Source organism: Lactobacillus acidophilus (assembly GCF_034298135.1).
Classification (GTDB): Bacteria; Bacillota; Bacilli; order Lactobacillales; family Lactobacillaceae; genus Lactobacillus; species Lactobacillus acidophilus.
This window is the reverse complement of the sequence record NZ_CP139575.1, coordinates 1,541,398-1,567,082: the sequence shown is the minus strand read 5'-3', so window position 1 is coordinate 1,567,082 and position 25,685 is coordinate 1,541,398. Positions and strand designations below refer to the sequence as shown.

Sequence of the window (25,685 nt, the reverse complement as noted above, 5' to 3'; positions counted from 1 at the left end):
TTTTTATTCAGAGGAGAGGTTATTGCCTTTTAAACTGAATAATTTTTCTATAATGCCGTAAGTAATTCCGGCAATCGGCCAGACTATCCAGCTGTGTTCCCAATTTTCGGTTACGAAGCTGTAGCCTAGATAAAGTGCGGTAGCAATTAGCCAATAGATTGTGGCATACTTACGCATCTTTTTACGTCCTATTTTGTTTTTAGGGGAGTAATCTTTGACCTGAAGCAAGATATCATAGCCATCTTCAATGGTGTTGTTTTTAACAAAGAAGAAGACGCCTATAGAGATTAAAACTAAGGTAATTGCGACTAACCCAGTCATTAGGGAATCAATTTGATTACCTGAAAGATATGGCGTGAAGAATGCACCGCAGAGAATTGGAATAGCAGAGATAATACATAAAACGGTAGCGATAATTGTCATTGTCGTGTAAGTTGAAGCGTAGTGCTCTTTTTGGGCTTGGACTTGTTTAGTCGTTTCCTCATCTAATTTACAGTCTTCGTATTCTAACTTTTCATAAATTTTAATATGGCGGTTAGCAGCAATAAAGAATGCAACTCCAGTAGCTACGATGATTAGCAAAATAATGACACCTAGTGAGATCATTATTTCAAGTGGTGGTGTAGATGGGCTAAATCTAGCAAAGCTAATAAGTGCAAGAAGAGGAGCAGAGCTTAGAATACAAAGCAAGACTCCAGTGGCGGTTAAAGTAGCCGCCTTTTTGCGTGCAGTTAAGAATTGATTGACTTGTTCTTTAGTTAAAATGTTGGTCATGATTTTCACCTCTTTTGTATATAATTTTGAAAATAGCATATGTATATTTTATCGAATAATAAAAAGAGGGGCTAGTTTTTTGATTATTCAGCGTTCTTTTTAAAAAATAGTAAAGTAAAAATAAGATAAGCAACTACTGCCAAGTTGAAAATAAAACCTGAAATATTGTCGGCAATGTTAGGATCTTGTACGTAATGACGAATGAGGTAGTAGACAAGAAATAAAACACTCCAAAAGATCACGCTACCGTTGACTAATAAACTTTTTTCTTCTTTAGGCAAATGTTTTCTACGTCCAGCAATTGTTTTAAAGGCAAGTTGTCTTAAGAAGTAGAAAGTAAATTGATAACTGACAATGCTGAGTAAAACAAAAGTAATCATTAATACTGCCCATGTCCAACTTAAAGTCCAAATCGTTATAAGTGGAATGAGGGCAAGAATGCAGAGAACTACACCAATAACAATGCGTTGGTTGTTCTTTTTTCTAAATTCATGAAAAGACGAATTGATAAAATCATCTTGGGCAGATGTTAAAGTAAATTTATTTTGAGTAATTGATTCGAATTCATGTATTATCAATTTCGCATGAATAAAATAACCTACTGCAATAGCGATGATGATAATCGGTATTGTGTATTGTATTGTTCCAGTGAAATTAGGGGAAAAGAATGTAAAAGAAGTAAATAGACAAAATACTCCAATTGCTAAAAAGAATAAAGCAATAGATAAACTTTCAAAATGAGCTGTCTTTTTTGCAACTTCTAAGTATTGAGTGATCTGTTGATCATCGATCGATGGTAATTTCTTTATTTGTTTTTCTTCCGTTGTTTTCCCGGGCAATTCAAATGATGGTGTGCCGTTTTTTAATAGATAATCTGTGGTAACACCGAATAGTTCGGATAAATCGACAATCTTTTCAATATCAGGAATCGATTGATTGCTTTCCCATTTAGAAACAGCTTGTCGGCTGACATTCATTTTTTCAGCTAGTGCTTCTTGCGAGAGGTGAGATTTTTTGCGTAATTGTGTAATTTTTTGACCTAATTTCATAATTGATTGTCCTTTCTGTTTTGTTGATGTTTTTAATTTATAAAAAAGTATGGTTGCTCACAAGAACTTTTTGTTTGCATTCTAGGCAACCAGTGGTTGCAACTGTTAGTTGACAGATTCTAAAGCTGAACGTTTATACTTAGTTTCATAAATATTGATTGACCTTTTTTAATTTTGCTAGTAAAGTTGATTAAAAATGTGTAGTTGAAAAGAGGGAGAATTTAGTGGCTAAGAATCTAGAGGATTTTGATAAGATTATTGTTCTTGACTTCGGTAGTCAATATAATCAATTAATCACCAGACGTATTCGTGACTTTGGCATTTATTCAGAACTTTTGCCTCATGATCTTTCTATTGAAAAGATCAAGGAAATGAATCCAAAGGGAATCATTTTCTCAGGTGGTCCTAATAGTGTTTACGACGATGGTGCGTTAAAGGTAGATCCTGAAATCTTTAAGTTAGGTATTCCTATTTTGGGTATTTGTTACGGGATGCAACTGATGAGCTACGACTTAGGTGGCAAGGTTGAACGAGCTGAAAATAAGGAATATGGTAGAGCAAATATTACTGTTGAAGATCCAGATAGTGCTTTGTTTAAAGGGTTACCAACTAAGCAATATGTTTGGATGAGTCATGGAGACCTAGTAACTCAAGCTCCTGAGGGTTTTGAAGTAACTGCATCAAGCAAGAACTGTCCTATTGCGGCAATTGCTAACCCAGACAAGAAGTTCTACGGTATCCAATTCCACGCTGAAGTTCGTAACTCGGAATATGGTTTAGATATTTTGAAGCACTTTGCTTTTGATGTTTGTGGTGCTGTAGCTAACTGGACCATGGCTGACTTCATTGATATGCAAGTTGATGAAATTCGCAAGGAAGTTGGTGACAAGAAAGTCATTTTAGGCCTTTCTGGTGGTGTAGATTCAAGTGTTACTGCAACTCTTCTTCACAAGGCAATTGGTGATCAATTAACTGCCATTTTTGTGGATCACGGGATGCTTCGTAAAGACGAAGGCGACCAAGTAATGAAGGCTTTGAACAAGGATCTTGGTGTAAACATTATCCGTGTTAATGCTCAAGAAAGATTCTTGAACAAGCTTAAGGGCGTAACTGATCCTGAACAAAAGCGTAAGATTATCGGTAAGGAATTTATTGAAGTCTTCAACGAAGAAGCTAAGAAGCTTAAGGACGTTGACTTCTTAGCACAAGGTACTTTGTATACTGACGTCATCGAATCAGGTACTAACACTGCCCAAACTATCAAGTCTCACCACAACGTTGGTGGACTTCCTGAAGATATGAATTTCAAATTAATTGAACCACTACGTAAGCTTTTCAAGGATGAAGTTCGTGAACTTGGTGAAAAGCTTGGTATTCCACACGACTTAGTATGGCGTCAACCATTTCCAGGTCCTGGTCTTGGTATTCGTGTTCTTGGTGAAGTTACTGAAGACAAGCTTAAGATCGTGCGTGAATCTGATGCAATTTTGCGTGAAGAAATTAAGAAGGCTGGCCTTCAAGAAAAGATTTGGCAATACTTCACAGTTCTTCCAGGTATTCGTTCAGTTGGTGTAATGGGTGATGGCCGTACTTACGACTACACTATTGGTATTCGTGCCGTAACTTCAATTGACGGAATGACTGCAGACTTTGCCCAAATTCCATGGGATGTGCTTGGTCATATTTCAGATAGAATTGTAAACGAAGTAGATAATGTTAACCGCATCGTTTACGACGTAACCAGTAAGCCACCTTCCACTATTGAATGGGAATAAAAATGAAAAACTCGTAATTAATTTTGCGGGTCTTTTTTCGTATTCATGGTATAATTTAAGTATAAAAAAAGGAGATCTTTCGATCTCCCATGCGGCCCGCTTTAAGAGCGGTGGTTTTGATTATAAAGACAGCGAAGATGTCGCTCTATAACTCGCCAAAGTTATAGGTAGAGCGGCGTTTTTTATTTGTGATTGTGGCGATCTATATATGTCAGCAGAGCTAACACAAAAGTCCCAAACAAAAGCATCAACGAAATAGATTCGAATACGCTCATTGAGCTGAACCCTTTCTATCAGATTTTGATCCATAGGACCTCACCTCCAGAGGTAAAACAGCCGCCGCTCATAAAACTTTCTGCATAAATAATTTTATCTGAATAAAAGTAACTTGAGAAGGCAAACAAGCCAAAAGCCCGCAATTAATTTTGCGCGCTTTTTTAATGCTCTAAATTTTGCCGTTTATGTTTAGATATTAACCACTCATTTGATATTGCGATACAGTAAGCATTTTATCAGTTATTCTTTAGCTAAATCGAAGAAAGGAAATCTGCTAATGCTTATTGAAACTTATAGTTTAACTAAAAGATATGGTAAAAAACTAGCTTTAAATAATATAGATATCAAAATCGATAAGGGACAACTCGTAGCTTATCTTGAAACTAATGGTGCCGGAAAGTCCACTACCATTAATATTTTGACAGGATTATTAAAGCAAACTTCCGGAACAATTACTTATGCTCCAAATTTAAAAATTGGTGTGGTTTTTCAAGATAGCGTTTTGGATGACAATCTTACCGTAAAAGATAATCTTTATCTACGAGCTGGAATGTATAAAAAGTACTCTAAAGAGTGGTTAAATCAATTAATTGAATTAATTAGAATTAAGAATTTCTTGAATCAAAAATATGGCACTTTATCAGGTGGTCAAAGACGCAGAGTAGATATTGCTAGAGCTTTGATAGATCGTCCAAATTTATTATTTTTGGACGAACCAACAACTGGCTTAGATTTACAAACTAGATTAGTAATTTGGCATTTATTACAAAAGTTGCAAAAAGAGCAGGGCCTAACGATATTTTTAACAACACATTATCTTGAAGAAGCAGAAAATGCGGATCAAATGTATATCCTAGAAAACGGAAATATTCTAGCAAGCGGATCTGCTAAACAAATAAAAGAAAAATATGTGCCAACTAGATTATTAGTGACTATGAAGAATAATGAAGTACCTAATCTTTCTAACAATATAACTCGGCTTAGAGATAATAAATTTAGGATTGAATCTATGAGTTCAAAACAAGTAATCGATTTTTTAAGTAAAAATGAAGATAAAATTGCAGATTTTGAATATCAAAAAGGATCAATTGATGATGCATTTATCAAGATTACAGGAAAGGAACTTCAATAATGTTTGCTTTAATTCAAAGAAATATAAAAATATATTTTTCTAATATTCCTGGCGTGATTATGTCATGTTTCGGTGCCTTAATTTCATTCTTTATTTATATTGGATTTTTACAAAAGAATTTGGAAAATTCTTGGCCAAATTTTTCAAGTGCAAAACAAATGTTAGATTTATGGATGATTGCTGGTATTGTGTCAATTGCTAGCATTACCACCTCTTTTCAAGCTTTGGGACAATTGGTAAAAGATCGAGAAACTCGAACAGCTGATGATATGAGATTGACAGATATTTCGTTCTCAAGACAAAATTTAGCCTATGTTTTGTCTAGTTCAGTTGTAAGTTTTTTGATGCAAGTTATCACTTTTGCAGTAATGAATATCTATTTTAGTGCTGTTAATAAAATTAATATTTCTATCGAATCATGTCTTTTGGCTTTGATTTTTATGGCATTGGGTGCACTAGGAGCAACTTTGTTAAATGAAATTATCGTTCTCTTCATACATTCATCTACTACATTTAGTAGACTTTCTGCAGTTGTAGGTGCGATCGCTGGCTTTGCCGTTGCAACGTATCTTCCTTATGGAACGTTATCCTCTACGGCTCAAACTTTGGTAAAATTAGTGCCAAGTAGTTATGAAGCATCTGCTTTAAGAAGCTTATTTTTAAATGAATTGAGTAAAAGTCAAATGCCAGCTAGTGTAAGAAGTCAAATGATTAACTATTTAGGTATTCATTTCAAAATTAATGACTACCAATTAACGCGTTGGGATACTGCTTATGTAATGGTAGGAATGATTGCAATATTAATAGTAATAATTACATTTTCTTCTCTGGCTGCTGGAAAGAGAAAAATGCAAATTGAAGGTTAAATTTCAGGAAGATTCGTCTCTAAAGAGTGGAGAACTTCAAATTGAAGTAAAAGCTCTTCAAGAGGATAGTACGGTTAAAAAATTAATTAGTTACTTAAATAAATTCGGTAAAAGAGATCGAAATCTTTTACCGATTAAAACCAGTGATCGGATTGCAACAATAAAGCGTGAGGAATTAATAAAAATTGAAGTACAATCAACTACTTTAACTTATTACACGACCAATGAAGTTATTAAAACTACAGGAAGACTTTATCAGGTCTTAGATGATTTGAATAAAGATTTTGTGCAAGTTTCACGCCACTCTGTAATTAATCTAAATTATTTAGAATCACTTGAAAGTGGATTTGCTGGAAATATGATTGCTATATTGGCTAATAAATTAAAAACTGATGTATCACGTCGGTATTTGCCAGATTTAGAGAAAGAGCTGGGATTATAAGATGAAATGGTTCGGAAAATGTTTAAATTATTTCTTTACAGGCATGGGATTTGGAGCAATTTGTTATGTATGTGTGTTGACCTTTTTTAATCCGGGCGTAGCTCCAACTATTAAGAGTACAGTTTCGGTTCTAGGTATTTCGGGTGTTATTGGCTTTCTCGCTATGATCTTTAAAACAGATTTGCCTATAGGTGGAGCAATTGCAATTCACTTTATTGGAACGTTTATTTTGTTCTGGGTAATGTGTGGAATTAATCAGTGGCAAATTAATGTAAGTAGTATATTATTATTTCTTTTTATTTATATTGTGATTTGGATTATTTGCCTCTTAGAACAGAAAAAGACAATCGATAGAATTAATGTTAGGATTAAAAAAAGAAATATCAACAAGAACTAAAAACATAATTGTGAGGACAAAATGACATTAATTATTCGTACTGTAAAAATGGCTGACCTTGATCGAATTGTGGATATCGAATCAACCGCTTTTCAAATGTCTGAAGAAATGACTAGAAAAGATATGATTGGTAGAATCGAGAACTATCCTGATACTTTTTTAGTTGCGGAAGTTGATGGCGAAGTTGTGGGTCACGTGTTTGGCCCAGCATCTACGGATCGCTACATCAAGGATGGGCTATATTTCAAGAATCATCCAAATAATCCACAGGCTAAGTATCAAACAATTTTGAGTTTGGCTGTTGATGAAAAATACCGTAAACAAGGAATTGCAACTAAATTATTAGACAAGATGGCTGAAGTAGCTAAATCACAAAATCACCAAGCAATTTCATTAACTTGCTTACCTAAGTTGTTCTCTTTTTATGAAAAAAGAGGATACGAAAACGAAGGCAAAACTGCAGAGGATATCCCCGATCCAGATGGCGTAAGCAGTTATAACATGGTAAAAAATTTAGTAGAGTAATTTTTTAGAAAAATAGAGTACTTGGATCTATAATTGTGGTAAAGGGGGAATTGATCATGAATAACGAATTTTGTCATAATGGAATGAAATGTCAAAAAGGTTGCCCTTGCGCAGGTAAAGATGGTGTTTGTCACTGCCGAATGGTCGATGATAAGAAGTGTGCCTGCAAGAGTCACTGTAAAGAAAAAGAAGAGTAAAATCCTCTTACATTGATACAATGATTAAAAATTAAATACCTTTTAAGTTCAGAGGATTTGTAAACATTACAAGCTGGATAAGAGCGTCGTACTGCGGCGGGTTTCTTATCCAGTTTTTTTATTTCAGGAGGTTTATATGAAATTTATAGTTACACCAGATATTTTTGAAAAATTACCAGATATGTACGTTGGCGTTGTTGTTGCCAAAGGAATTGATAATAGCAAGAACTATCCTGAAATTGATAGATTACTTAACAGATATATGAAATACTCACAACAAAAATTCGATGGTATAAATGTTAAGCAAAATGATGAAATCATTCCATATCGTGAAGCGTTTAGAAAAATCGGTATCAATCCTAATAGATATCCTTGTTCTGCAGAAGCTTTGTTTAAACGTTTATCCAAAGGAAAGAATTTGCCACACATTAATCCGTTAGTTAATCTCAATAACGCCATTTCACTTAAATACACTGTGCTTATGGGGACACATAGTTTGGATGGCGTACAAGATGACATTATAATGCGTTTAACTAAATCTGGAGATAATTTTGTCCCATTAGGTAAAGATGAAGTGGAAGAACCAGATGAGGGTGAAGTTGTTTATGCGGTAGGTAGCGATGTATGTATCCGTCGTTGGACTTGGCGTCAAAGTGAGCATAGTAAAATTACTGATCAAACGCATGATGTTTTCTTTCCAATTGATGGCTTTGTGGATGTGAATAGGGATGCAGTGGACAAAGCCAGAGAAGATTTAGTAGGGAAAAGTAAAGAAATCTTCGGTGTTGAAACTCAAGTGGGTTATGTTGATAAGAATCATCCAGAATTTGAATGGGAGTAAAAATGGCAGAAAAAAGAAATAAAAAAATCATTCTAATGATGGCGACACTTCTGCTGGGGAGTTTTATTACGACTTTAGCAGAAACGTTAATGAACAATGGCTTGCCGATGATCATGGAAGAAACGCATATTAGTCAGATGAATGCGCAATGGCTTAATACCGGGTATATGCTGGTGGCAGGGATGGTTATGCCACTGGCCACATTCTTTATGCACCGTTTTCCTTTGCGCCATTTGTTTACTGCAACGATGAGTATCTTTTTATTGGGATCATTGGTTGCTACCTTTGCACCTAATTTTTTGTTTTTGTTGATTGGACGATTGGTGCAAGCAATGGTCGTCGGAATTAACATGCCACTTGTAACCAATGTTTTAACGATTATTATTCCGGCTAAAAATAGAGGTTTGGCAATCGGAATCGCTGGGATCATCATCAATTTAGGACCGGCGATTGGGCCAACTTTATCAGGAGTAATTCTTGAATTTTATAGTTGGCGAATGTTGTTTATCATTTTGTTGCCATTTACGGTTTTGACCTTGATTTGTACGTAATTCTTTGTAGAAAGTGTACTGGAACCTGAAAACATAGCGGTAGATTTTCCTTCAGTTGTTTTTACAATCGTAGGTCTAGGAAGTTTACTTTATAGTCTAGGACGCTTAGGTGAAAGTGGTAGCAATATTCTGTTAACTATTTTATTTGCAATTATTGATGTGGTTTTTATCGCAATTTTTATCAAGCGACAATTCAAGATTGAAAATCCATTACTTGATCTGCACGTCTTTGCTCGTAAACAATATCGATTAGGTATTTTGATCACGTTGCTGATATCTGGAGCAATCATGGCACCAGAATTGATGTTGCCACTATTTAGCCAGAATATCTTGAAAGTTAGTCCAATAGTTTCGGGTGAGGTAATGATTCCAAGTGCTTTAACTATGGCTTTTTTATCACCTTTTGCTGGAAGATTATATGATAAATTTGGCATTAAAAAGATGGCAGTTATTGGTAGTTTAGCAGGATTAATCACTGCACTTCCAATGTTTTTCTATGATGCACAAACTTAAATTATTTGGATTACTGTTCTTTACGCCTTTAGATGTGCTGGTTTAATTTTGTGTTATACACTAGCGCCAGTTTATGCATTGAATGCTTTGCCGCAAAGGAGTGTTGTTTCAGGTAATACAATTATTGTGACAATGGTACAGGTAGCTAACTCATTCTGTACGGCACTAGCTGTGACAACCAAGAATGTGGTACAAAATCAGACATCATCGGTTGTTAGTGGCTATCAATGGTCATTTGGCACTACGATTTTGGTAACATTTATCGCGTGTCTATTGATTTTAGGTATTAAAAATCAGGCTAAACAATAATAGATATATGGAAGGCTACTCTTCAATGAGTAGCTTTTTTGCGTTTTATTAACTAAAATAAATAGAAAAATTGGAGGATATGAAATGAAAATAGCACAAAGAATTACAGGAATAGCAGCGATTATTCTATGGATTGCATCAATTGCAATATTGGTTATTGCAGGGATGCAACATAAGTTATTAGGATTATTACCAATCATTGCGTACAACAGGCCACAAAATTTTGTAGGTTGGATGGTTGTGCTTGCTGTGATTTTTACGGGTGTAAGAATTTTTCTTAATTTGTTCAAAGGAAAAGAATAATGAGTGAACTTAGTAAATTAACGATTAAAGTACCGATTGGATTGCTTGAAATCACTGCTACTGATGAAGCGATTGTTGGCGTGAAGCCTGCTAATCATGGAGAAAATGTGGAAGCCAATGATTTAGCTCAAAAATGTAAGACTGAACTTGAAGAATATTTTGCTGGCAAAAGAAAGAATTTTGATCTTCCTTTGGCTGATGAAGGCACAGATTTTCAAAAACAGGTCTGGGAGCAACTCCAACTCATTCCTTACGGCCAAACCAGAACCTATGGCGAGATTGCAAAAATGATGGGCAAGCCTAAAGCTTCAAGGGCGATCGGGATGGCTAACCATAATAATCCGATTTTGATTTTGGTTCCATGCCATCGCGTGATCGGTGCTGATGGTAGTTTAACCGGTTATGCGGCAGGGATTGAGGCTAAGAAGTATTTGCTTGAATTTGAAAAGAAAAATAAATGATTGATAAATGTTGTTTAATTTCAATTTTGTATCTACAAAATGGATAATTGTAATTACAAAATAAGAAAGTTTTGTATTTGGAACTTGGTGTAGGGATGAATACGCCGGTAATTATTAAATATCCGTTCTGGAAATGGACACTAGATAATTCTGATGCAAAATTTGTAACTATTGATGCTAATCAAATTATGTATCCTGATCAAATTAAAACTCGGACGTTGGCAATTAAAGGTGATATTGATTTGGTTTTAGGGAATTTGCAAAAGCTTGATTGTTAATTCAAAAAGTTATTTGATAAAATTAGCATATTCATAAGGGGATGATACTAATTTTGCAAGGAACGAGTTATGCAGTATATGCGATTATCTGGAGCTCCTAGAATTGCGATTGCTATCGCATTAACAACAAGTTTAATGATGATTTTAAGAAATGCACCGCTTGTCATAATTTTGTTGTTACTATTAATTTCAATTCAATTGGCACCAATGGTAATAGCTGTTTCATTGGTTATTGGTTGGATACAGAAGAAACAGAAAAATTAAGAAAAAAATACTAGAAGATTTTTATTTCCTCTAGTATTTTTTATCTATATTACTTTTACTTCGTTAACTTATGTACTTTATGAGCAATAACCATTTCTTTATTACGATCTTCATAAATGGCATCTTTTACATAGTTCCATGGTGCCATTAGTCGACCTTTATTATTTCTACGGAAAAGGAAATCTGCATGGTGATTATCTAGATGTCGCAGGTATCTCTTAGCATTTTGAATATGTGTATGATGTTTCAATGCTAGTCTAGGTTCGAAGTCGATAATTTTGTGATCAGCATTAAAGACCGGTTTTACTCTATGGTGCCAGTTTTTACTATCAGCTATATGATGGCTGACTTTTTTTCCGGCTTCTACAATATTTTCTTTAGTGGCCAAACTATTCTGATCTTTTAATTCTGCATGTGGATCTAGATAATAGTTTCCTAACCCGTCTTGCCGATAAAGTCTTAATTTCTTAAAAGATTTATTATTTTTATCCATTTTGACTTCAATGACATCACCATTAAGATGATTCATTAAGTACATATGGTGTTTTTTAGTATAATTAACTTTTTTCATGATCAGAATTTCACCCCTATTCAACCTAAAAATTATAAACATATTTTTAGTAGATGTATAGCAGAATAACATAAAATTTTGTGTAAATCATATTATTTAGGCTTACATTAGCAAAATTAATCATAATTATTTGTTTAACGTTTTTTCAAGTTCCTTACTGAATTCACTTTTTTGTAAAGTGGTAGTCAAGTAGTAGACAGTCGTTTGATTATCATGAACAGTAAAAGCTATTCTGACGGATCCTATATTACGTAGATTAAGTCGCATCTCATAGCAGGGAAGGTTATTAATCTTTTTTCGTGTAGCGAGTTTAACCTTACTCATACCAGTTTGTACTTCTTTTTTAATGGCAGAGTTGATTTTAGCTTGGACGATCTTTTTATTTTGGGGATGTTTCTTAAAAAATGTTTTACAGCCAGTTTTATCAAAGTTAATTTCAAGCATTAGCTCCTCTTCTCTCTATAAGTAAATTTTACTAAATAATTGTTTTAAGGTAGCTATATTATTGTAGAAAAAAGGTAGCTTTTTTACTGTTTAGTATTACTAAACAGCTATCTTATTATAAAAACGGCATTTTATTATCATGAAAACGGTGTTACGCTAAATGCGGACGTTATTTATAGGATAATTACTTTTTAGTAATTTGTTGTATAAAAAACATGCTTAGCTAGTTGCAAAGCTAAGCATGATGTCCCATAATACAGCCGTTCGTAATTATGCGGACGGTTTTATTTTAGAAAAAATTTTCAGTTTTGTGAAGGGATATTATTATGCGCTTAATTCCTGTTAAGCAGGCAACAACTTTACTTAAGAAGATGTGTGATTCGAAAAGTCAATATCAAGAAATAAAATTATTGACGGCTAAAAAGGACCGCTCAATTACTGTGAAAAATGATGGGGAAAAACTGACTGTAATTGAAGATGGCTATTTACATATAAATAAAAAATACTTGTTAACTGAAACAGCAGAATGTCGTCACGCAGTATTAGCTGCTTTTAAAAAAGAATTTCCACGTAGCAATCGTGCTTATTTGAATGCGATTATAAATTAATCCATGTATAATTTTAGATACATGCAAAATGATTTATTAAAAAAGGGGGTATTTTTTTGAAATACGCAGAAAAATCACCAGCATTGTGGGATGCAATTCGTCAAGAAGAAAAACGTCAACAGAATACAATTGAATTAATTGCATCAGAAAATATTGTTTCAGATGCTGTTAGAGAAGCTCAAGGTTCAGTTTTAACTAATAAATATGCTGAAGGGTATCCTGGTCGTCGTTACTACGGTGGGTGTCAATATATTGATCAAGTAGAACAATTGGCAATTGATTATGCTAAAAAACTTTTTAATGCCAAGTTTGCTAATGTTCAACCTCACTCAGGCTCTCAAGCTAATATGGCAGTTTACCAAGCGCTTTTGAAGCCAGGTGATGTGATTTTGGGTATGGGAATGGATGCCGGTGGGCACCTTACTCATGGCGCTAAGGTTAACTTTAGTGGTAAAGAATATAAGTCTTATGAATATGGCTTAAATGTGGAAACAGAAGAACTTGATTTTGATCAAATTCGTAAAGTTGCTTTAGAAGTTAAGCCAAAATTAATTGTGGCCGGGGCTTCCGCATATAGTCGTATTATTGACTGGCAAAAATTCCGCGATATTGCTGATGAAGTGGGCGCATACTTAATGGTAGATATGGCACATATTGCAGGACTTGTTGCAACAGATCAACATCCGAGTCCAATTCCGGTAGCTGACATTGTAACAACGACTACTCATAAGACTTTACGTGGACCTCGCGGTGGAATGATCCTGTCTAATAATCTGGAAATCGGTAAGAAGATTAATTCTGCATTATTCCCAGGTATTCAAGGTGGTCCACTGGAACATGTAATTGCTGGTAAAGCACAGGCTTTTTATGAAGATTTACAGCCACAGTTTACTGATTACATTAAGCAAGTAGTAAAAAATGCTAAGGCAATGGCCGAAGTATTTGATGAATCAGAAAATATTCGTGTAGTATCTGGTGGCACTGATAATCACTTAATGATTATTGATATTACTGATACTGGCTTAACTGGAAAAGATGCACAAAATCTGCTTGACTTCGTCAATATCACCACCAACAAAGAGTCTATTCCTGGCGATAAGCGTAGTCCATTTATCACCAGTGGCTTAAGAATCGGCACCCCTGCGATTACTAGCCGTGGTTTTAATGAAGAAGATGCAAGAAAGACTGCTTCATTGATTATTGAAATTTTATCCGATCCGGATAATGAAGCTACAATTGAACATGTAAAAAAAGAAGTACATGAGTTAACTAAAAAGCATCCGGTTGAATAAAAATGAACAGCCCCGGTTTTCGACCGAGGCTGTTTTTGTTATAATCTAAAGCTACATACAATAACGGGGTAAGGATAGGATAAGTGATGATTTGGAAAAAATAAAACGACATAAAATAGGGCTGTTTTCAGCTGTTATGCTGGCACTTAATTCACTAATCGGTTCAGGCTGGTTATTTGGATCAGGTTCAGCTGCTAAGATTGCTGGTCCGGCCGCAATTATTTCATGGATTTTAGGCGCAGTAATTATTATCGCAATTGCATTAACATATGTAGAACTTGGCTCAATGTTCCCAGAAAGCGGAGGTATGAGTAGATATGCTCAATACAGTCATGGGCCGCTATTAGGATTTATTGCAGCATGGGCTAATTGGATTTCTTTAGTTACATTAGTTCCAATGGAAGCCGTAGCTGCCGTGCAATACATGAGTTCATGGCCGTGGTCATGGGCTAATTGGACCAAGCAATTTATAAAAAATGGCGATATCACTTTTGAAGGAATCGGTGTCGTATTTATCTTTATGATTATTTTTACCATGATCAATTTTTGGTCAGTAAAAATTATGACGCATTTTACTAATTTGATTTCAATTTTTAAAATTTTGTTGCCTACTTTAACAATTGTAGTTTTAATTTGTAGTGGTTTTCATGCACAAAATTTTGGCTCCAATATTCATGAATTTATGCCATATGGAACGCGCTCAATTTTTGAAGCAACTTCAGTTTCTGGTATTATCATGTCCTATGATGCCTTTCAAACAGTAATTAATATGGGTGGGGAATTGAAAAATCCACGTAAGAATATTGTACGTGGAGTGCTGATTTCTATGTTAATTACTGCAGCAATTTATATTATGTTGCAAGTTACTTTTATTGGTGCAATTGAGCCTAGCATATTAGCTAAAGTGGGATGGCACGGAATTAATTTTACTTCACCATTTGCTGATATTGCGATTATTTTAGGAATTAATTGGTTAGTAATTTTGCTTTACCTTGATGCATTTGTTTCTCCATTTGGAACAGGTGTAGCATTTGTTGCTACTGCATCAAGAGCTTTAGCGGCTATGACGCACACACGCCATTTACCAAAATGGTTAGGTAGACTTAATCAAAAATATTTAATTCCGCGTTATGCAATGGTAGTAGACCTAATTTTAGCAGCAATTTTAGTTAGTTTATTTAGAAATTGGAATTTATTAGCAACTGTAATTACGGCCGCTACATTAATTGCTTATTTAACTGGTCCTGTTACAGTAATGACTTTAAGAAAGATCAGCCCAAACATTGACCGTCCCTTTAAGCCGCGCTATATGCCATGGTTGGCACCAATTGCTTTCGTGTTAACTAGTTTAGCAATTTATTGGTCAATGTGGCCAACAACTATTCAAGTTATTTTAGTAATTGCAGTTGGGTTACCTGTTTATATTTATTATGAAATTCATTACCAACATTCTAATTTGAAAGAACAGTTAAAGCATTGTTGGTGGATGATTGGTTACCTGATTTTTATCTCAATTATGTCTTATATCGGTAGTACTGGTTTTGGTGGTCAGGACTGGATTAAGTATCCATTTGATTTTGGAATAATTATTATTGCTTCACTTGTTTTTTACTATTGGGGAATCAAGACTGGTATGCAAAGACTTGATCCATATGCAGAAAAAATTGCTCGAAATAAAAAATAGTCTAAAAAAGTTGTTGAGAAATTTTGCTCAACAACTTTTTTTATTTATTTACTTCATTTAGGTAGTGATTCAATACTTTAAATACACCATTATCGTTGTTACTTGGGGCAATAAAGTTGGCAATCTTTTTAACGCTATTTTGGCCATTTTCCATTGCATAACTAAGCCCAGCTAATTTAAGCATTTCGATATCATTTTCACCATCACCAAAAGCAATTAATTCACTTCTAGGAACATCTAGATAAGCTAAAAATTCTTTTAAGCCAGTAGCTTTGTTAACCCCCTGTGGGATGATATCCATATAATTCCATCCACTAGTTGTAACATGAATCTTTTCCATACTACGACTATTAAAGCCATATTCTAGCTCATGTCTAACCTTGCTAGGATAATCAACTGTAATTTTTGTATATTGGTCGTCTGCAGGAATTTGAGAAAAATCATCAATTTCAATGCTATTAGGATAAAAATAATGATGTGATCTTTTAAATTCAGGAGGCGTACTCTTTAAAAAATATGAATGTTTAACACCACTAATTAATAATGTGGTAACGGAACCGGGATAACGCTGATGCATGTAGTCAATTAAGTGAAGGATGCCCTTTTTGGAAAAACAAGTAGTACGAATAATCTTACCATCGCGAACAAGCACAGCACCATTATCAGCTACAAAATCTACAGAATCGATGAAATCACCAAAATCATCGCTAAGTCTGCCTGCCGGACGACCACTTGCAATAATGAAATGTGCTCCATGCTTATGCAGGCGATACAGGATTTCTCCGAACATTTCATGATCATATTCTTTTTTGTCGTTTTCAAAAGTGCCGTCAACATCCACTGCGACAGCCTTAAAAGGAAGTTGTTTCATATAAATACCCCAATCCAAATTTTGATACCGTTAACAGTTTACCATTTATTGCAAGTGCTTACATAAATTATTTATAGTTATACCATAGAATAAATTTTTTAAGTGAGGGTAAAAATTATGGCTTCATGGTGGAAAAATGCTGTTGTTTATCAGGTTTATCCTAAGTCTTTCCAAGACAGTAACGGTGATGGAATAGGAGATTTGCAAGGGATTATTTCAAGATTAGACTATCTAGAAAAATTAGGAATTGATGCTATTTGGCTTTCACCAGTTTATCAATCTCCTGGTGTTGATAATGGATATGATATTTCTGATTATGAAGCGATTGATCCACAGTATGGCACAATGGCAGATATGGACGAGTTAATTAGCAAGGCTAAAGAACATCATATCAAGATAGTGATGGACTTAGTGGTTAATCATACTTCTGATCAACATAAGTGGTTTGTAGAGGCCAAAAAAGGAAAGGATAATCAATATCGTGATTATTATATTTGGCGTGATCCAGTTGATGAACATGAGCCTAATGACTTAAAATCTGCTTTTTCAGGTTCTGCTTGGAAATATGATGAAAGAAGTGGACAATATTATCTACATTTCTTTGCTGATCAACAGCCTGATTTGAATTGGCAAAATACCGAGTTACGTCAGAAAATCTACAACATGATGAACTTTTGGCTTGATAAGGGAATTGGCGGTTTTCGTATGGATGTAATTGAATTAATCGGGAAGGATCCAGACAAGAACATTCGTGAAAATGGGCCAATGCTACATCCATATTTACAAGAAATGAATAAAGCTACTTTTGGTAAACGTGATGTGATGACAGTAGGTGAAACTTGGAATGCAACACCAAAGATTGCGGAAGAATATTCTGATCCTGATCGTCATGAATTGTCAATGGTCTTTCAATTTGAAAATCAATCTTTAGATCAACAACCTGGTAAAGAAAAGTGGGATTTAAAACCTCTTGATTTAGGAGAATTGAAAAAAGTATTGGTTAAGTGGCAAACAAAAATCGATTTTGATCATGCTTGGAATAGTTTGTTTTGGGAGAATCACGACATTCCGCGAGTTATTTCGCGCTGGGGTAATGATCAAGAATACCGTGTCCAATGCGCCAAAATGTTTGCAATTATTTTACATATGATGCACGGTACACCTTATATTTTTAATGGTGAAGAAATTGGGATGACTAATTGTCCTGTTAAAAATATTGATGAGGTTGAAGATATTGAAAGTATTAATATGTATAACGAACGTTTAGCGGAAGGTTATGATGAAGAAGAGTTGATTCATGCAATCAATGTAAAAGGTCGTGATAATGCACGTCGACCAATGCAATGGAATGATGAAAAAAATGCTGGCTTTTCTGAAGTTGATCCATGGCTAAGTGTAAATCCTAATTATAAGGACATTAATGTTGAAAATGCGTTAGCAGATCCAAATTCGATTTTTTATACTTATCAAAAATTGATTAAATTACGTCATGAAAATCCGATCGTAGTTGATGGTGATTTTTCATTAGTGTCTAATACACAAGATGCAGTGCTTGCTTATTATCGCATTTTGAATGATAAAAAATGGTTGGTAGTAGCTAACTTATCTAATGAGGAGCAGAATTTTGTATCTAATGATCAAATTGAAACGATCCTCAGCAACTATCCAGAAAGAAATAATGTACAAAATATCACCCTTAAACCATATGAGGCTTTCATAAGCAAAGTAATTGAATAGTGGCAATGTAAAAATATCTTGAATTATTAACTTGAAGATGGTATTCTAGTCTACGTTAATCGATTAATCTATGATCTGTAATATGGTCATGGCAAAGGAGTAATAAATTATGAAACAAGGTATTCATCCAGATTTTCAAAAGGTAGTTTTCATGGACTCAGCAACTGGTGCTAAGTTCGTAGCTGGTTCAACTATGAAGCCAGAAGAAACTATCGAATACGAAGGCGAAACTTACCCATTAGTACGTGTTGAAGTTTCATCAGATTCACACCCATTCTACACAGGCAAGCAAAAGTTTGCTCAAGCAGATGGTCGAATCGAAAAGTTCAACAAGAAGTACGGCTTGAAGAAGTAAACCTTTGTCTGGTGGAAGCAGTCCCATTGGGGGCTGCTTTTTTCGTTAGAGATCATTTGGCAGAATGCTTGAAAGAAAGTATAATGATTTCTGTATAAAAATTGTTTTTATGGGAGTAAAGATACAATGAAAATGCAAATGGCTGAAATTGCCAAAGCTTTAGATAAGACTTGTGAAGGTGACGATAAAACAGTTATTACTTCTGTTGCCTTTGACTCCAGAAAGATCACAAATGGTGGATTATTTGTACCACTTGAAGGTGAACGTGATGGACATGATTTTGTGGCTGGTGCTATTAGTAATGGTGCTTCTGCTACTTTGTGGAAAAAGGGGCATCCAAATAAACCTGAAGGTATTGCAGTAATTGAAGTTGATGATCCACTTGCCGCTATGCAGACACTTGCTCGTTATTATTTGCGTAAAGTTAATCCAACTGTAGTGGGAATTACTGGTTCAAATGGTAAGACCACTACTAAGGATATGATCGCTGCAGTTTTATCAAAGCGTTTCAACGTACATAAGACTCAAGCTAATTTTAATAATGAAATCGGCGTGCCAATGACCGTTCTTGAAATGAAGCCAAATACTGAAATTTTGGTTCTTGAAATGGGAATGGATAGACCAGGACAATTACATCACTTAAGTGAATTGACTCGTCCTGATGTAGCTGTAATTACCATGATTGGTGAAGCTCATATTGAGTTCTTCGGTAGTCGTGATAAGATTGCTGACGCTAAGATGGAGATCACTGATTTTCTCCGTGAAGATGGAGAATTTATTTATAATGGTGATGAACCATTACTTCAAGAAAGAGCTAAGAAGCTTGATCAAGCTAAAGCAACTTTTGGTTTTGAAGATGATGACACGGTTCATGCTACTGGTTTTAAGAGTTACATGCATCATGCGACTTTTACAATTAATGATTCAGAGCAGAAATTCTCTATTCCAATGATCGGTAAGCATAATGTTTCTAATGCTATGGCTGCTATTAGTGTTGGACGTCATTTTGGTGAAAGTGATGAGGAAATTGCGTCATCGTTGTCTAACTTTAAGCCAACCGCTAATCGTATGGAATGGGAAAAAGGCGATGTTGGCGAAGCAATTATGAGTGATATCTATAACTCAAACCCAACTGCGGTAAGAGCTGTTATTACTAGCTTTGGCCAAGTTGAGGTAAAAGATGGCGGTCGTAGAATTGCTGTTTTGGGTGATATGCTTGAATTAGGTGAGAATTCTCCGAAGCTTCATGCCGAATTAAGCGATACTTTGGATCCACAAATTATTAATGAAGTATATTTATACGGCCCTGAAATGAAAAATCTGTATGATGCATTACAAGGCAAGTATGAGTCAGAGCATTTGCATTACTATACTAAAGATCAAATGGATCGTATGATTGATGATCTTAAAAATGATATTAAGTCGGACGACATTGTTGTGTTGAAAGGTTCACACGGGATGCACCTAGAAAATGTCTTAGCCCGACTAAGATAGGAGAAAATATTTTTTGAAATTTTCAGAATTAGGATTAAACGAAGCGCTTCTTAAAGCGATTAAACGCTCAGGATTTGAAGAAGCAACTCCAATCCAGGAACAAACTATTCCCCTTGCTCTAGAGGGTAAGGATGTAATTGGCCAAGCACAAACTGGTACTGGTAAGACTGCTGCATTTGGGTTACCAATTTTACAAATAATTGATAAAAAAGAAAAGGCAATTCAAGCAATTATTATTGAACCAACTCGTGAACTTGCTATTCAGACTCAAGAAGAGCTCTTTCGTTTAGGTCGCGATGAACGTGCACATGTACAAGTAGTATATGGTGGTGCTGATATTGGCCGTCAAATTCGTTCATTAAAGCATCATGTACCATCAATTTTAGTGGGGACACCAGGCCGTTTACTTGATCATTTAAAGCGTGGCACAATTGACTTAGATAAAGTTAAGACTGTAGTTTTAGATGAAGCAGATGAAATGCTTGATATGGGATTTATTCAAGATATTGAAAGTATTTTGAAATATGCTAAGAATCGTAATCAAACATTGCTTTTCAGTGCAACAATGCCAAAGCCAATTTTGCGAATTGGTGAAAAGTTCATGAACAATCCTGAAATTGTTCAAATTAAAGCTAAAGAACTTACTGCAGATTTAATTGATCAATACTTTGTTCGTGCAAAGGAATCAGAAAAATTTGATATTATGTGTCGTTTAATTGATGTACAAGGACCAGATTTAGCTGTGGTCTTTGGTCGAACTAAGCGACGCGTAGATGAACTTACACGCGGTTTACAAGCTCGTGGCTACAATGCTGCAGGAATTCACGGTGACTTATCACAAGCACGTAGAATGGCCGTATTGAAGCGATTCCGTGAAGGTAAGCTTGATATTTTGGTCGCAACGGACGTTGCTGCTCGTGGACTTGATATTTCAGGTGTAACTCACGTTTATAATTACGATATTCCACAGGATCCTGACTCTTATGTTCACCGTATCGGCAGAACTGGACGTGCAGGTCAAAACGGAATTTCTGTTACTTTCGTAACACCTAATGAAATTGGCTATATGCGTACAATTGAACAACTTACCAAGAAGAAGATGTCACCACTTCGTCCACCAACAGACGATCAAGCACTTCGTGGTCAATTGAAACAAGCTAAGGCACAAATTGAAGACTTAATAAATAGTGATCTTGGTAAATATACCCAAGATGCTAGTGAACTTTTGGATAATTATTCTGCAGTTGATTTAGTTGCTGCATTTTTAAAGAATTTATCTAAGGATTCAACTGATATTAAGGTTAAGATTACACCAGAAAAACCATTACCATACAAGGGCGATGGTCGCCGTAATCGTAGAGGACACGGTCGTGGCCGCAACAATAATCGCAATCATGGCAATTATCGTCGCCGTAATAATAATTATCGCCATAATGGTAATCGCGGCAAACGTGGTCGTGGCAATGGACACGAATTTGTTATTAAAAGCAAAGAAAAGTAAGTTTTAATACAAAAAAGAAGTTGTAAGATCTACAACTTCTTTTTTGTATTATAATCATGTTATTGTGTGAGGTGAAAAAAATGATTAAAGGTGTAGGGATTGACTCAATTGAAGTCGAGCGTGTTAAAAAAATTATCGATAAAGGTGATCTTTTTGCCAAAAAAGTATTAACTCCAAATGAGTTTGCCCAATATCAAAAATTAGAAGGAAAAAGAAAAGTCGAATACCTCGGAGGTCGTTTTTCATTAAAGGAATCTTTTTCTAAAGCCATGGGTACCGGATTAGGTAAATCTGTTGGTTTTCAAGATATAGAAACTTTGTGGGATGATTTAGGTCATCCTGTAATGACTTCAACAAAATTTGATGGAAATATTTTTCCAAGTATCACGCATGATAATCACGAAATTATTACATTTGTAGTTTTGGAGGAAAAATAATGGTCCCAGGCTATCATCGTCCAGCCGCAGTAAAAGTTAATTTGGGCGCAATTAGAAGAAATTTAGAAAATGAAATGAAGCATCTTGATCCAGGTCAAAAAATGTTAGCGGTTGTCAAGGCTAATGCATATAGACATGGTGCAGTTGAAGTGGCTAAAGTAGCTGAAGAAGTTGGAGCAGCAGGTTTTTGTGTAGCTGTTTTAGATGAAGGATTACAATTGCGTCATGCGGATATTGTTAAACCAATTTTGGTGTTAGGGGTTGTTTCTCCTAAGTATGCACCAATTGCTGCGGTGAACAATATTTCGTTAACTGTTCCTAATTTTGAATGGCTTAAAGAAGCTGAAAAATACTTAGCGAAAGAAAACCTGCAATTAAAGATTCATTTGGGCATTGATTCAGGTATGGGAAGAATCGGTTTTAATGAAGATGATGAATTTATTGAAGCAAATAAATTCTTAGAAAATAATGATCAGTTCTTTGTTGAAGGAATGTTTGCTCATTTTGCTTCTGCTGATAGTGCTGATGAATCTTACTTTGAACATCAGCTTGAAAAGTTTAATCACATGAAGAGCTTGTTAACAGTTAAGCCTAAATGGATCCATGTATCTAATACTGCAGCTAGCATTTTTCATAAGAATATTAAAAGCGACTTAGTTAGATTTGGAATTGGCATTTATGGCTTGAACCCCTCTTCAAACCCTGCTTCTGCTGATTTGAATCCAGATATTAAACTTGAGCCTGCATTGTCATTTGAAAGTGAATTAACTCATGTCAAGACAATTCATAAAGGTGATGGTGTTAGTTATGGTTCAACTTTTGTAGCAGATAAAGACACCATTATCGGCACTGTTCCAGTTGGATATGCAGATGGTTGGATTAGAAAATTCCAAGGCTTTAAAGTTAAAGTAGGAGACAAGTACTGTCCAATCGTTGGTCGTATTTGTATGGATCAATTTATGGTGGAATTGCCAGAAAAGATGCCTGTTGGCACTAAAGTGGTAATTATTTCAAATAATCCAGATGATCCAAATAATATTAAAGCTGCTGCAGATTATGTCAATACTATTCATTATGAAGTAGCTTGCTTATTAAATGATCGTTTACCAAGAATTTATTATGAAAAATAATAATTAGGTAAAACAAAAAAGCTTTTAGATTCGATATCTAAAAGCTTTTTGTGTTTTTATTTAGTCATGTTCTGGTCGTTCGATGAATACACCAGGATTTTCATCGCTCATAATTGTCATCCCAGCTTGTAAGTCTTCAATTTCAGAAACTACGAAGCCTTTCTTTTGCAATTTATTAACGATCGTCTTCATGGTAATATCAGAAACGCCTGCAGGTAAAGTGAATAAAGTTCTTCTAACAAAGTCACCTTCAAGCTCACCAGCTGCAGCATCAAGTGTCATAACACTAGACATGTTAGTGTGCTTTGAAACGATTTTGGACATTTTAATTAAATTACCCCGGGTATTATCTGACAAGACAGTTAAAACATATGAACCATTTTTAATATCCCAAGCATCAGATAACATGTCAAGCAATCTTGAGTGGGTCAAAATGCCATAAAAATGATTTTCTTCATCAAGAACAGCAATGTATGGCAAGTCTTTAATGTTGAAGAAAACTTTGAAAAATGGTGAGTTAACCTTAATTGTTTTAGTAGCATTCTTGAGTAAGTAAGTTACAGGTAAATTCATATCGCCACCTTGTGACTTATGACGGTAGATGTGCATTTTATAAATGTTACCACGGAAGATGGTACCAGTATCATCAACAATTGGCACACATCTATAACCTGAGTCTTCTAAGATTTTTAGTGCTTCTGCTAATGTGGCTCTTTCATTAACTGTTGTTAAGTAATCTTTCTTAATAACCAAAGATTTAATAAGCATGAGTTCGCCTCCAAAGGAAAAATATTACAAGTAATTATAGCATAAACCAGCAAATTAATTAAATAATGATTAAAGAGTAGTCCGAATAATCATATATATTTTAACAATAATTTGAGAAAGTAAAAAGCATCTCTTTTAATATAGAGATGCTTTTTTATAAACAAAATTTATGAAATTATTGACGAACCTTAACGCCAGTTTCTTCAAAGGCTTTGTCCATAACTTCCTTTAATTGCTTAGCAGAAGCTTCCATCTTAGCTTGTTCATCAGCGGTTAAAGGCATTTCAATAATTTGTTCAAGACCGTTACGGCCAACAACTGCAGGAGTACCAATGTGAAGGTCGTGTAAACCGTATTGACCATCCATTGCAACTGAGAGTGGAAGTACACGGTGTTCATCGTTCAAGATAGCCTTAGCGATCATTGCTGAAGCTGTACCGATACCGTAGAAAGTAGCACCCTTCTTGTTGATAATGTCGTAAGCCATGTCAGCAACTTCCTTGTGGATTTCTTCAAGCTTAGATTCATCCATACCGTGAGCCTTAACCCAGTCGCTAACCTTTACGCCACCAACATTGTTGTAGCTCCATACTGGGAATTCAGTATCACCGTGTTCACCAAGCATGTATGCATTAACTGAACGTGGGTCAACGTGTTCCATCTTACCGATAACCTTTTGAAGACGACCAGTATCAAGTGAAGTACCTGAACCAATAACGCGATCCTTAGGGAAGCCTGAAATCTTCCAAGTTGCGTGAGTCAAGATGTCAACTGGGTTAGCAACTACTAAGAAGATACCTTCAAAGCCTGATTCAACAACTGGTTCAACGATTGATGATAAAATCTTCAAGTTCTTGTTAACAAGGTCAAGACGAGTTTCACCTGGCTTTTGTGGAGCACCAGCAGTAATAACTACTAAGTCTGCGTCCTTGCAGTCAGCGTAGTCAGCTGCGTAAATGTTCTTTGGGAAAGTCCATGGAGTAGCATCTGCTAAGTCGATTGCGTCACCTTCAACGTGTTCCTTAGCAATATCAATGATACCTAATTCTTCAGCAATACCTTGTTGCACCATTGAAAATGCAAAGGTAGAACCTACAGCACCGTCACCAACTAAAATAACTTTACGAGGTTTTTCAACTCTTGCCATAACAATAAGTCTCCTTTTTTATTAGTGATAATTTTAACAAAGAAAATTATACCATGTTGAAGAGCATTAATAAAATTATTATTTTGTGTTTGTGCTATTATAGTTGAGATTATTATTAATGAGGGGTAAATAAGATGAAGATAATTGCAGGTTTGGGTAATCCGGGTCAAAAATATGATAAGACCAAACATAATACTGGTTTCATGACAATGGATCACTACCTTGATAAAAAAGGTTTGACTTTAAATAAAGATAAATTTGAAGGGCATTGGACTAAAGAAAAAATAAATGGTGAAGATGTGATTTTTCTTGAGCCACAGACCTATATGAATGAATCTGGTCGTTCAGTAAGTCAAATTGCCAACTTCTTTAAGGTTGCGCCTGAAGATGTGTTGATTATTCAAGATGATATGGATATGCCAATTGGAAAAATCAGAATTAGAGCCAATGGTAAATCTGGTGGTCATAATGGAATTAAAAGTATTATCCGTGATTTAGGAACCGAAAAATTCAATCGATTAAAGATTGGTATACGTCATCCTAAAAATGCAACAGTTGTTTCGTGGGTTCTTACTCCATTTAATGATGAACAACAAAAATTAATGGATGATGCATTTGATACAAGCGTAGATATTATTGACGACTTTATTGCTGGTCGTGATAGCCAATATTTGATGAATAAGTATAATTGAT

Annotated in this window: 33 protein-coding genes; 25 read left to right on the top strand and 8 right to left on the bottom strand. The window is 35.1% G+C overall.

What is annotated here, in order from left to right; all coding sequences use genetic code 11:
* Positions 1–3: 3 nt before the first annotated feature.
* Together SO785_RS07555 and SO785_RS07550 are read right to left on the bottom strand one after the other, a co-directional pair.
* Positions 4–774 carry a hypothetical protein gene (locus tag SO785_RS07555; protein ID WP_011254091.1) on the bottom strand — a complete coding sequence of 257 codons (771 nt, stop codon included), beginning with the start codon at positions 772–774 and terminating at the stop codon, positions 4–6.
* A gap of 83 nt (positions 775–857) precedes the next feature.
* Positions 858–1,823 carry a helix-turn-helix domain-containing protein gene (locus tag SO785_RS07550; protein WP_003548923.1) on the bottom strand — a complete coding sequence of 322 codons (966 nt, stop codon included), beginning with the start codon at positions 1,821–1,823 and terminating at the stop codon, positions 858–860.
* Positions 1,824–2,047: 224 nt separating this feature from the next.
* Between SO785_RS07550 and guaA the strand changes: the two genes are divergently transcribed.
* Positions 2,048–3,598, top strand: coding sequence for a glutamine-hydrolyzing GMP synthase (gene guaA / locus SO785_RS07545; RefSeq protein ID WP_003548925.1), 1,551 nt, complete (start codon positions 2,048–2,050; stop codon positions 3,596–3,598).
* Between the two features lie 182 nt (positions 3,599–3,780).
* On the opposite strand, the gene SO785_RS07540 is transcribed toward guaA, so the two are convergent.
* Entirely contained in the window at positions 3,781–3,846 is a 66-nt protein-coding gene (locus SO785_RS07540; protein WP_241234209.1) for a putative holin-like toxin, read from the bottom strand.
* A gap of 305 nt (positions 3,847–4,151) precedes the next feature.
* On the opposite strand from SO785_RS07540, the gene SO785_RS07535 reads away from it, so the two are divergent.
* The 14 genes from SO785_RS07535 (at position 4,152) to SO785_RS07470 (ending at position 10,953) form a co-directional block, all read left to right on the top strand.
* Entirely contained in the window at positions 4,152–5,006 is an 855-nt protein-coding gene (locus SO785_RS07535) for an ABC transporter ATP-binding protein (RefSeq protein ID WP_003548928.1), read from the top strand.
* Positions 5,006–5,872, top strand: a complete 867-nt coding sequence (locus SO785_RS07530) for a multidrug ABC transporter permease (protein ID WP_003548929.1) — start codon at positions 5,006–5,008, stop codon at positions 5,870–5,872. Before SO785_RS07535 ends, SO785_RS07530 begins: the two co-directional genes overlap by 1 nt.
* Positions 5,862–6,314, top strand: coding sequence for a LytTR family DNA-binding domain-containing protein (locus tag SO785_RS07525; RefSeq protein WP_021874013.1), 453 nt, complete (start codon positions 5,862–5,864; stop codon positions 6,312–6,314). The genes SO785_RS07530 and SO785_RS07525 overlap by 11 nt, the downstream gene beginning before the upstream one ends.
* A gap of 1 nt (position 6,315) precedes the next feature.
* Positions 6,316–6,711, top strand: coding sequence for a DUF3021 domain-containing protein (locus SO785_RS07520; RefSeq protein ID WP_003548933.1), 396 nt, complete (start codon positions 6,316–6,318; stop codon positions 6,709–6,711).
* A 21-nt stretch (positions 6,712–6,732) separates the two neighbouring features.
* Positions 6,733–7,236 carry a GNAT family N-acetyltransferase gene (locus SO785_RS07515; protein WP_003548936.1) on the top strand — a complete coding sequence of 168 codons (504 nt, stop codon included), beginning with the start codon at positions 6,733–6,735 and terminating at the stop codon, positions 7,234–7,236.
* A 56-nt stretch (positions 7,237–7,292) separates the two neighbouring features.
* Positions 7,293–7,433 carry a hypothetical protein gene (locus SO785_RS07510; RefSeq protein WP_003548937.1) on the top strand — a complete coding sequence of 47 codons (141 nt, stop codon included), beginning with the start codon at positions 7,293–7,295 and terminating at the stop codon, positions 7,431–7,433.
* Between the two features lie 136 nt (positions 7,434–7,569).
* The gene (locus SO785_RS07505; protein WP_003548940.1) at positions 7,570–8,274 is read left to right on the top strand and encodes a B3/B4 domain-containing protein; all 705 of its coding nucleotides are present in this window, start codon (positions 7,570–7,572) and stop codon (positions 8,272–8,274) included.
* A gap of 2 nt (positions 8,275–8,276) precedes the next feature.
* The gene (locus SO785_RS07500) at positions 8,277–8,825 is read left to right on the top strand and encodes an MFS transporter (protein ID WP_015613289.1); all 549 of its coding nucleotides are present in this window, start codon (positions 8,277–8,279) and stop codon (positions 8,823–8,825) included.
* Between the two features lie 159 nt (positions 8,826–8,984).
* Positions 8,985–9,338 carry an MFS transporter gene (locus SO785_RS07495; protein ID WP_003548946.1) on the top strand — a complete coding sequence of 118 codons (354 nt, stop codon included), beginning with the start codon at positions 8,985–8,987 and terminating at the stop codon, positions 9,336–9,338.
* A 48-nt stretch (positions 9,339–9,386) separates the two neighbouring features.
* Entirely contained in the window at positions 9,387–9,647 is a 261-nt protein-coding gene (locus tag SO785_RS07490; protein ID WP_003548949.1) for a multidrug resistance protein, read from the top strand.
* 84 nt (positions 9,648–9,731) lie between these two features.
* Positions 9,732–9,950, top strand: a complete 219-nt coding sequence (locus SO785_RS07485) for a hypothetical protein (protein WP_003548950.1) — start codon at positions 9,732–9,734, stop codon at positions 9,948–9,950.
* On the top strand, positions 9,950–10,411 hold the full coding sequence (locus tag SO785_RS07480) for a methylated-DNA--[protein]-cysteine S-methyltransferase (protein WP_003548951.1): 462 nt from the start codon (positions 9,950–9,952) through the stop codon (positions 10,409–10,411). Before SO785_RS07485 ends, SO785_RS07480 begins: the two co-directional genes overlap by 1 nt.
* Before the next feature lie 77 nt (positions 10,412–10,488).
* A complete protein-coding gene (locus tag SO785_RS07475; protein ID WP_003548960.1) occupies positions 10,489–10,689 on the top strand; it encodes a hypothetical protein in 201 nt (66 codons plus the stop codon).
* Positions 10,690–10,758: 69 nt separating this feature from the next.
* Entirely contained in the window at positions 10,759–10,953 is a 195-nt protein-coding gene (locus SO785_RS07470; protein ID WP_011254093.1) for a hypothetical protein, read from the top strand.
* A gap of 55 nt (positions 10,954–11,008) precedes the next feature.
* Here SO785_RS07470 and SO785_RS07465 read toward each other — a convergent pair whose 3' ends face one another.
* Together SO785_RS07465 and SO785_RS07460 are read right to left on the bottom strand one after the other, a co-directional pair.
* On the bottom strand, positions 11,009–11,524 hold the full coding sequence (locus SO785_RS07465) for a hypothetical protein (protein ID WP_015613291.1): 516 nt from the start codon (positions 11,522–11,524) through the stop codon (positions 11,009–11,011).
* 126 nt (positions 11,525–11,650) lie between these two features.
* Positions 11,651–11,968, bottom strand: coding sequence for a hypothetical protein (locus SO785_RS07460; protein ID WP_003548967.1), 318 nt, complete (start codon positions 11,966–11,968; stop codon positions 11,651–11,653).
* A gap of 326 nt (positions 11,969–12,294) precedes the next feature.
* Between SO785_RS07460 and SO785_RS07455 the strand changes: the two genes are divergently transcribed.
* From SO785_RS07455 to SO785_RS07445, 3 genes are all read left to right on the top strand, one after another.
* Positions 12,295–12,576: a hypothetical protein gene (locus tag SO785_RS07455; protein WP_011254095.1), complete on the top strand. Its 282-nt coding sequence runs from the start codon at positions 12,295–12,297 to the stop codon at positions 12,574–12,576.
* Positions 12,577–12,632: 56 nt separating this feature from the next.
* Positions 12,633–13,868, top strand: a complete 1,236-nt coding sequence (gene glyA, locus SO785_RS07450) for a serine hydroxymethyltransferase (protein WP_003548972.1) — start codon at positions 12,633–12,635, stop codon at positions 13,866–13,868.
* A 91-nt stretch (positions 13,869–13,959) separates the two neighbouring features.
* Complete coding sequence (locus SO785_RS07445; protein ID WP_011254096.1) at positions 13,960–15,552, top strand: APC family permease; 1,593 nt, start codon at positions 13,960–13,962, stop codon at positions 15,550–15,552.
* Positions 15,553–15,592: 40 nt separating this feature from the next.
* Here SO785_RS07445 and SO785_RS07440 read toward each other — a convergent pair whose 3' ends face one another.
* Positions 15,593–16,423: a Cof-type HAD-IIB family hydrolase gene (locus SO785_RS07440; protein ID WP_003548975.1), complete on the bottom strand. Its 831-nt coding sequence runs from the start codon at positions 16,421–16,423 to the stop codon at positions 15,593–15,595.
* A gap of 117 nt (positions 16,424–16,540) precedes the next feature.
* Here SO785_RS07440 and SO785_RS07435 point away from each other — a divergent pair, with 117 nt between their 5' ends.
* From SO785_RS07435 to alr, 6 genes are all read left to right on the top strand, one after another.
* Entirely contained in the window at positions 16,541–18,160 is a 1,620-nt protein-coding gene (locus tag SO785_RS07435) for a glycoside hydrolase family 13 protein (RefSeq protein ID WP_011254098.1), read from the top strand.
* Positions 18,161–18,269: 109 nt separating this feature from the next.
* Positions 18,270–18,515, top strand: a complete 246-nt coding sequence (locus tag SO785_RS07430; protein ID WP_003548978.1) for a type B 50S ribosomal protein L31 — start codon at positions 18,270–18,272, stop codon at positions 18,513–18,515.
* Between the two features lie 126 nt (positions 18,516–18,641).
* Positions 18,642–20,009 carry a UDP-N-acetylmuramoyl-tripeptide--D-alanyl-D-alanine ligase gene (locus tag SO785_RS07425; protein WP_003548990.1) on the top strand — a complete coding sequence of 456 codons (1,368 nt, stop codon included), beginning with the start codon at positions 18,642–18,644 and terminating at the stop codon, positions 20,007–20,009.
* A gap of 13 nt (positions 20,010–20,022) precedes the next feature.
* Positions 20,023–21,510, top strand: a complete 1,488-nt coding sequence (locus SO785_RS07420; protein ID WP_003548992.1) for a DEAD/DEAH box helicase — start codon at positions 20,023–20,025, stop codon at positions 21,508–21,510.
* A gap of 80 nt (positions 21,511–21,590) precedes the next feature.
* The gene (gene acpS, locus SO785_RS07415) at positions 21,591–21,947 is read left to right on the top strand and encodes a holo-ACP synthase (protein ID WP_011254099.1); all 357 of its coding nucleotides are present in this window, start codon (positions 21,591–21,593) and stop codon (positions 21,945–21,947) included.
* Complete coding sequence (gene alr / locus SO785_RS07410; RefSeq protein ID WP_021874015.1) at positions 21,947–23,077, top strand: alanine racemase; 1,131 nt, start codon at positions 21,947–21,949, stop codon at positions 23,075–23,077. Before acpS ends, alr begins: the two co-directional genes overlap by 1 nt.
* 60 nt (positions 23,078–23,137) lie before the next feature.
* Here the strand turns inward: alr and cbpA are convergent, their stop codons facing one another.
* Positions 23,138–23,845 (bottom strand): cyclic di-AMP binding protein CbpA, encoded by a 708-nt coding sequence (gene cbpA, locus SO785_RS07405; RefSeq protein ID WP_003548998.1) that lies wholly within the window; start codon positions 23,843–23,845, stop codon positions 23,138–23,140.
* Between the two features lie 175 nt (positions 23,846–24,020).
* Positions 24,021–24,992, bottom strand: coding sequence for an L-lactate dehydrogenase (locus SO785_RS07400; protein WP_003549000.1), 972 nt, complete (start codon positions 24,990–24,992; stop codon positions 24,021–24,023).
* Between the two features lie 134 nt (positions 24,993–25,126).
* Between SO785_RS07400 and pth the strand changes: the two genes are divergently transcribed.
* Positions 25,127–25,684, top strand: coding sequence for an aminoacyl-tRNA hydrolase (gene pth / locus SO785_RS07395; RefSeq protein ID WP_003549001.1), 558 nt, complete (start codon positions 25,127–25,129; stop codon positions 25,682–25,684).
* Position 25,685 lies beyond the last annotated feature (1 nt).